Raw genomic sequence first — 7,447 nt, 5'->3', positions numbered from 1 at the left:
TATGCCGTTAAAATGACCTATGACCTGGCGCAGGATGTCGAATACCGCTCTCTTTTAACGGCCGTCTCCCACCTTACGGGCCATGTAATCAATCGTTTTACCCATATCCATCAGAGCAGGGAGGATCTTATCCGCAAAGTGAAAATGCAGAGGCTTTTAGGGCAGAAAACCGCCTCCTGCTTCCAGCGCTGTGTGGGCATGGATGCCTTGAATGCCGTTTTTACCATCACCTTCCAAATCGACCAGAAATACGGAACGGATTATCACACACGCTTTCTTCGGTACCTGCAAAACTGCCAGGAACAGGATCTGGTGGTCGATGGGGCCATGACGGATCCGAAAGGCAGCCGACATCTGCCGCCGGACAGACAGAGCAATCCGGATGCCTACCTGCGCGTGACCGAACGCCGTCCGGACGGCATTGTAGTCTGTGGAGCAAAATGCCATCAGACAGGGGCCTGCAATTCCCATGAACTTCTTGTCATGCCCACTATTTCCCTCAACATGAACTGCAGGGATTATGCGGTTTCCTTTTCTGTTCCTGTCAATACTCCGGGAATCGTTATGATTATCGGTAGACAAAGCTGTGATACCAGGAAGCAGGAAGCCGCTCCCATGGACACCGGAACCCCCGCTTTCGGCGGAGTAGAGGCATTGGTCATTTTTGATCATGTATTTGTCCCCAATGACCGTATTTTCATGAACGGAGAAACTGAATTCGCCGCCCCTCTCGTAGAACATTTCGCCGGTTACCACCGCCAGAGCTACGGCGGTTGCAAAACCGGAGTGGGGGATGTCCTCATCGGGGCTGCTGCCCTGGCAGCAGAGCAAAATGGCATTTCAGCCTCCTCTCATATCAGAGACAAGCTGGTGGAAATGACCCACCTGAATGAGACCATGTATTCCTGCGGCATTGCCTGTTCCTGTGAAGGATGCCGGACGGTGGCCGGGAATTATTTTCCCGATTTGCTGCTGGCCAATGTCTGTAAACAAAACGTGACTCGTTTTCCCTTTGAAATCGCCCGCCTCGCCCAGGACATTGCCGGCGGACTCATGGTAACCGCGCCTTCTCAAAAGGACATGGCGAACCCTGAGACATCAGCCTATATCCAAAAATATCTTGCGGGAACGGACTGTGTTTCCGCACAGAAACGTCTACAGTTACTGCGTCTCATTGAAAATCTTACCCTAGGAACCGCCGCCGTCGGCTATCTGACGGAATCTCTGCACGGCGCTGGAAGTCCTCAGGCACAGCGAATCGTGATTGAAAAGCAGAGCGGTCTGGAGCGAAAGAAAGAGCTGGCCAAAGACATTGCCGCCATTCAAACAGAAAAATGCAGGGAAGAGGATTTATAACCGCATTCCCATGAAATCCACACAGGAACCAAAAATCAGCCGCCCAAAGGACTTTATGCGGTTCGTCCCTCTGCCACGGTTTTATCCGGCAATAATTTGCCTTGAAAAAATTTATGAAGTCGTATAAGATATCATTGATTGCATCCAGGCAATGCCCACATAAGAACGCAACAGAAAGGACTGCAGATATGTCCAACAACAAAACCGCTTTCGCTGACGGCCTACGGGACGGCATCCCCATCGCCGCCGGATACTTCGCCGTGGCCTTTTCCCTGGGGATAGTGGCCAAAAAAGCCGGGCTCACCCCTTTCCAGGGGTTCCTCTCCAGCATATTGAACCACGCCTCCGCCGGGGAATACGCGGAATTCACGGTCATCTCGACTGGCGCGCCCTATCTGGAGATGGCTTTCGTCATCCTGATAACCAACATGCGCTATCTCCTCATGAGCTGCGCCCTGAGCCAGAAATTCGACTCCGCCACCCGCTATGGCCACCGCCTGCTGGTGGGCTTCGGCATCACGGACGAGATCTTCGGCATCAGCATCGGCAAGCCGGGCCCGCTGAACCCCTTCTACACCTACGGGGCCATGACGATCGCCCTGCCAAGCTGGGCTTTTGGCACGGCCATGGGCGTGGTGGCGGGCAATGTCCTGCCGATGTCTCTGGTCAGCGCACTGAGCGTGGCCCTGTACGGCATGTTCATCGCCATCATCATCCCTGCCGCAAAGGCCAGCCGGATCGTGGGGGGCGTGGTCCTCGTGAGCTTCCTGGCCAGCTTCATCGTGTCCAGGATTCCCTTATTCGACAGGCTCTCCGACAGCATGGAGATCAGCCTGCTCACGGTGCTGATTGCCGGAGCGGCGGCCATACTCTTCCCCATAAAGGAAAAGGACGGGGCAGGCAGCGCGCCGGACACAAATCAAAAGACGGAGGTGACGGGACATGACGCATAACATTTATCTGTACATACTGGTGGCCGCGGCGGTGTCCAGCCTGATCCGCATCCTGCCCCTGACCTTAATCCGCAGGAAAATCAGGAATCCGTTCATCCGTTCCTTTTTATACTATGTGCCGTATGTAACGCTGGCGGTGATGACCTTTCCTGCCATCCTCGCCGCGCCCCAGGTGCCCCTGGCCGGAGTCCTGGCGCTCATCATCGGCGTCATCGCCGCCTGGAGGGGCATGAACATGATTGGAATCGCTGTGCTGTGCTGCGGGGTGGTGTTCCTGTGCGAGACATTCATGAGGTTTCTCTTGTCATAGACATCTGCCGCTCCCTGATATGAGGAAGCCAAAGAGGATGACCCGGCTAGTACTGGAGGCGTCTCTGTTGAAGGGAACCGATATCGGCCTCTCCGGCGCTGCCAGGGCTCATACCACCGCCTCGACGATTCTCTTCCCCTCCAGCACGATTTCCTTCATCCCGCGCCGCTTCCTTTTGCTGAAATCAAAGCTGAGCAGATATCCCGTATCTTCCTGATAGTGTTCAAGATAGCCAAAGAGTTGTCTCTCCCCCCGCTCATGATACGCATCGCCCCGCCAAAGCTTTAATTCGATAATGAAACGCTGTCCCCTGTAATCCACGATCACATCTGTCCTGGTACGGTCGCGGGTCTGGGCCTCCACATAATAATTTCCAGAACCGTTGATAATCGGCCTTAAATACAAAAGGAATAGCCGACGGCCGTCCTCCTCCAGGAAACGTTCTTCCCTTTCCCCGTATATTTCCCCATAATACTGGCAGAACTTCTCCAGCACCAGCTTCATCTGTAGCATCCCGCGCACCACGAACTGGCTTCTCATTTCCGTGGCATCGCAGAATGACCGGCTTCCCATCTCCTCCTCCGACAGAAACAGATTGTACAGCTTCATCTCAAATATCCGGTTCGCCACGACTACCGCATTGTCCCGCTCCGCCACAAAACCGAACATGACACCAATGTCAATCAGACGGTTATTTACCTCAAAGGTATATCTCGTCCCCCGGAACAGGATATCGCTCAGCATTGTCTTTAAATCCGGGTTGTCCTGCAGCTTTTTTACCATATCGTCAAAAAGCATGTTCGGTTCCTTTAAGAACAGGCGAATCGCCTCCTGGAACCCCTCTCCTGTCCATGCGTCCTTCTTATCCGGAAAGGCCTCCGCCCCTGCTACCCTCTCGTCCAGCAGCTTGCACATACGGGATACCATGTAGGGATATCCCTCCGTATATTCGAAAATCCATCTGCCGATCTGACGGATATCCATTCCGGTATGGTAATCCGCCTCATACTCAGAAAGCATTCTCTCTATATCATCTGCCTGAAAGCCCAAATCGATCCTGAAATCAGCCGCGATGTTCCAGGGGCTGTTGTACTTTGGTTCTGTCCCCTCATGCAGCTTCAGATTCTTAATATCATACACGCCCGCCAGGATAACGGATTGGAACGTGTCATCCTTTCCGCTCTCCCTGGCCAGATACTTGGCGCGCAGCAGACCCAGAAAGGACAGGAAAATCTGGTTGTCCGAGCTCTTGTCCACCTCGTCTATCATCAGGACGACGCCACCGTCATACTGCCTGCACAGCTCTGAAATGCGCTCTCCCAAATCCTCCATGGGAAATCCCTCCGAGACGGGGCGGCTCCATCTATCTAGAACAGCCTTCTCTACCCCCTGGGCGGAAAGCTCCCTCCCTATCCGGCGGATCAGGCCTGCCGCCAATGTGTAAAACGATGTGAACAGCTCGTCCGCGGACTCAAAGCTGAGGGAAAGCACCACATAGCTTTCCTTCAACTGCCTTTCCAGCAGATACATGATGGTAGTCTTCCCATACTGCCTGGCGCGGTTGATGGTAAAATATTTTCCTTTTTCTATATAGTCTGCCACAATCCGCTTCACACGGCCGCTGACATCCACCATATAATGCTTTTCGGGAATACAGGTTCCTGTCACATGAAACTCTTTCGGCATAGTCTCCCCTTTCTGCAGAACTGTCCGCCCGCTTTCCGCAAGGCAGCCCAGGACCGCTGCCGTTCGGCATCTTTATGCTTCCAGTATATCGAAAAACAGGCCGGACCTCAATATATACTGCTTAACGATTTCACTTGCCGTGAAATCAGACTGCATAACGCTGACCGGTTCAATCGCATGATTGCATTAGGCAGTATTCAGCGTTATGCAGTATAAAAATCGGAAATTCACCGGACATCCTTCCCGCAATACTTCCCATAAGCCGCCCCAATGCCGGCCGCCCCCATTGCCAGCCCTATCGCCACCAGCCCCCCGTCCAGGCGGCCCTTCTCGATGATGTCTGCGCCCTCCGCATACCCGAAGGGCGTGATGTATTTCAAAAACTCCGCCGCCTGTGCGATATTGGCCACCAGGTTCAGGAAGTACATCCCTGCGGCTATGCCCAGTCCTATCCCCGCGCTGCCCCGCCTCACAAAGGCGGATATCCCGAAGCAGATGCCCGCCAGCTCCGCCTGTAGGAGGAAATAGGCCAGGTGCAGGAGGCTCAGCTCCTTCCAGGGAACGGACTCCCCGATGGCCGCGATGGAGCCCAGGGATATCCCGTAGATGACCAGGTTCATGGCGATGATTTGGGCATACACCGAGACAAGCTTCTCGGTGACGATCCGCGCCCTGCTGACCGGATGGGTCAACAGGAATTCCGCCGTCCGGTCCTTCTCCTCCTTGCTGAGGATGCCGGCCCCGCACAGGGCCGCGAAGAAAGCCCCTCCCAGCCCCAGCACGTTTCCGCACTCAATGGCATAGAAGCCCAGGAGCGTCCCGAAGTTCAGCCTGTCCATGCCGAAAGCGCCGCTGAACGCCCCCATGGAGGAGAACACATCGCCCACATCCTCCATCTGCCCCTCCATCTCCGGGAACAGGAACACGCACACCGCCAGGAGGAACCCGACGGATGCCGTCCAGATGAGGAAAGAGATCCTTCCCTGTCTTAATTCATGCTTTATCAGTGTCATATGCTGCCGCCTTTCTTTCCATATTATATACTGCTTAACGATTTCACTTGCCGTGAAATCAGACTGCATAACGCTGACTGGTTCAATCGCATGATTACATTAGGCAGTATTCAGCGTTATGCAGTATAAAATCGGTCTGTTGCCACTTTGTCATGCAATACAGCTATCCGTTCATATCCGTTCGTCCATTGGTGTTCCCCTTCCGATGCCATGTCCACACCATCTGCCCGCTCCCCCGGGCACCGGATGCTCAGCTTTCATAATAATGCAGGAACATCTCCTCCAGGTCCGGCTCCGACACGGACAGGTCCGATACCCTGCCCGCCGCCAGCCTCTGCAGCAGCAGGTTCATGTCCCCGCTGTAGAGGAAGCTCACCGCCCCCGGGGCATCCTCCCTGTCCCGGATGCCCCCAAGCCCCTCCAGCGACACTTCTCCCCGGACGCTGACCCGCCTGGCCGTGGTGCGGGAAAGGGCCTCCACGCTGTCGCAGGCGATGACCTGGCCCTCCCTGATGATGGCCGCCCGAGTGCAGTTGTGCTGAATCTCCGACAGGATATGGCTGGACAGGAATACCGTGGCCCCCGCCCGGTTCCTCTCCCTGAGGATGTCGAAGAATTCCCTCTGCATCAGCGGATCCAGGCCGCTGGTGGGCTCGTCCAGGATCAGCAGCGCAGACTCATGCTGCAGGGCGCAGACGATCCCCACCTTTTTCCGGTTGCCAAAGGAAAGCTCCTCCACCTTTCTGGCGGTGTCCAGCTGCAGCCGTTCGCAGAGCCTGGCCGCCTCCTCTCCGCAGTCCTTCCCCCGCAGATTCGCGGAGAGCTTCAGCACCTCCCGCACCCGCATGCCGGAGTAGAACACCGCCTCGGAGGGCAGATAGCCCACCCGGGCCAGGATCTCCTTATTCTGTTTTACGATATCCAGCCCATAAATATACGCCCTGCCAGATGTAGGACTAATCAGCCCCAGCAAGGTACGTATGGTGGTGGACTTCCCCGCGCCGTTTGGCCCGATGAAGCCGAAGAACTCCCCCTCCGCCACGGTCAGGTCTATCTCCCGGATTCCCCGGGCTTTCCCGTAATATTTCGTCAGATTCTCGATTTTGATCGCGTCCATGTTCTCCATGCCTTTCTTTGCTATAAAAACCTTCTTATTTATCGCATCATGCCATATGCTGCCTCGTGCCCCATTGCAGCCATCCCTGCGTGCCGCCTGCCATAGCCCTGGCACGTTCTTCATCACAGAACCCCGATATTCTGTGTCTGTCAGTAATCCGCGGCATATTACCAGTGGGGCAACTCCTGTCTTTCGCGGAGCCGCCCCTCCCGCATTATGATTTGCGCATATACACACTCTTCCAGAAAGCGATGAGCCGCCCAAAGTCCCGCTCCATCTGCTCCATGTCCATGTCCCCCCGCTGCACCATCTCCCAGAGATACCCCTCCGAGGCCCAGTACATCTCCCGGTACATCATTGGGATGTCCAGCCCCGGGATGAACTGCTCCGGGTCAAAGTTCATCCTGGCCTTATCGGCCTTCAGGTTGAAATACCGATGGTAGCTCTCCTGGACGGCGACGTTGACCTCCGGATCCTTTTCATAGAAAGCCTTGATGGTGAAGCTGGCCATGTCCGGGTAGCGGCGGACGATCTCCATCTTGGCCCGCATCCCCCGCTCCATGCTCTCGAACAGGCCCGACTGGCTGTAGCATCCATATTTGGTCATAAGCTCGATGGTAATCTGGGCGCATTTGTCCCAGAGGAACAGGTACAGCTCCTTCTTATTATGGAAATAATGGAACAGCAGCGACTTGCTGATACCAGCCGCCTGAGCAATCTCGCTCATGGGGCTGTTCTTATAGGTATTGCGGGAAAATACCCTGTATCCGGCATTGATGATGGCCTGCTGCCTTTCCTCCGGCAGGGAAAAGAACCTCTCGTTCATCCTGTCACCTCCGTTGACCCTCCGGTCAATTACAGGATAAACCCGTTGACCGATTTTGGGAAGACCCATTTGTCAAAAACCCCAGGCTTTATCGAAGTCTTTAACTGGGTCTGGTGACTTTTAGCAGAGAATGTGGTATAATACCTAAGTGAAGTATCATATTCAGGGCAGAAAGAAAGAACAGCT

General features: G+C 54.9%; 7 protein-coding genes. 3 read left to right on the top strand and 4 right to left on the bottom strand.

All coding sequences use genetic code 11. The features are described 5' to 3' along the window. Positions 1-12 precede the first annotated feature (12 nt). From Q2B33_RS13085 to Q2B33_RS13075, 3 genes are all read left to right on the top strand, one after another. A complete protein-coding gene (locus Q2B33_RS13085; protein WP_330691379.1) occupies positions 13-1,356 on the top strand; it encodes a 4-hydroxyphenylacetate 3-hydroxylase N-terminal domain-containing protein in 1,344 nt (447 codons plus the stop codon). Between the two features lie 188 nt (positions 1,357-1,544). Then, positions 1,545-2,309: an AzlC family ABC transporter permease gene (locus Q2B33_RS13080; RefSeq protein ID WP_300784307.1), complete on the top strand. Its 765-nt coding sequence runs from the start codon at positions 1,545-1,547 to the stop codon at positions 2,307-2,309. Then, on the top strand, positions 2,299-2,619 hold the full coding sequence (locus Q2B33_RS13075) for an AzlD domain-containing protein (protein ID WP_300572355.1): 321 nt from the start codon (positions 2,299-2,301) through the stop codon (positions 2,617-2,619). The genes Q2B33_RS13080 and Q2B33_RS13075 overlap by 11 nt, the downstream gene beginning before the upstream one ends. Positions 2,620-2,727: 108 nt before the next feature. Here Q2B33_RS13075 and Q2B33_RS13070 read toward each other — a convergent pair whose 3' ends face one another. The 4 genes from Q2B33_RS13070 to Q2B33_RS13055 all read right to left on the bottom strand — a co-directional run bounded on the left by Q2B33_RS13070 (position 2,728) and on the right by Q2B33_RS13055 (position 7,261). Continuing rightward, the gene (locus Q2B33_RS13070; protein WP_300572353.1) at positions 2,728-4,305 is read right to left on the bottom strand and encodes an AAA-like domain-containing protein; all 1,578 of its coding nucleotides are present in this window, start codon (positions 4,303-4,305) and stop codon (positions 2,728-2,730) included. Positions 4,306-4,532: 227 nt separating this feature from the next. Beyond that, positions 4,533-5,318 (bottom strand): ABC transporter permease subunit, encoded by a 786-nt coding sequence (locus Q2B33_RS13065; RefSeq protein ID WP_300572351.1) that lies wholly within the window; start codon positions 5,316-5,318, stop codon positions 4,533-4,535. Between the two features lie 250 nt (positions 5,319-5,568). Further along, on the bottom strand, positions 5,569-6,444 hold the full coding sequence (locus Q2B33_RS13060) for an ABC transporter ATP-binding protein (RefSeq protein ID WP_330684866.1): 876 nt from the start codon (positions 6,442-6,444) through the stop codon (positions 5,569-5,571). A 205-nt stretch (positions 6,445-6,649) separates the two neighbouring features. Next, complete coding sequence (locus tag Q2B33_RS13055) at positions 6,650-7,261, bottom strand: TetR/AcrR family transcriptional regulator (protein ID WP_300572349.1); 612 nt, start codon at positions 7,259-7,261, stop codon at positions 6,650-6,652. Positions 7,262-7,447: the final 186 nt, after the last annotated feature.

The sequence above is a fragment of the uncultured Acetatifactor sp. genome, from assembly GCF_948601915.1.
In the GTDB taxonomy this organism is placed as follows: Bacteria; Bacillota; Clostridia; order Lachnospirales; family Lachnospiraceae; genus Acetatifactor.
The sequence above is the reverse complement of the archived record's forward strand: the minus strand, read 5'-3'. Positions and strand labels throughout refer to the sequence as shown.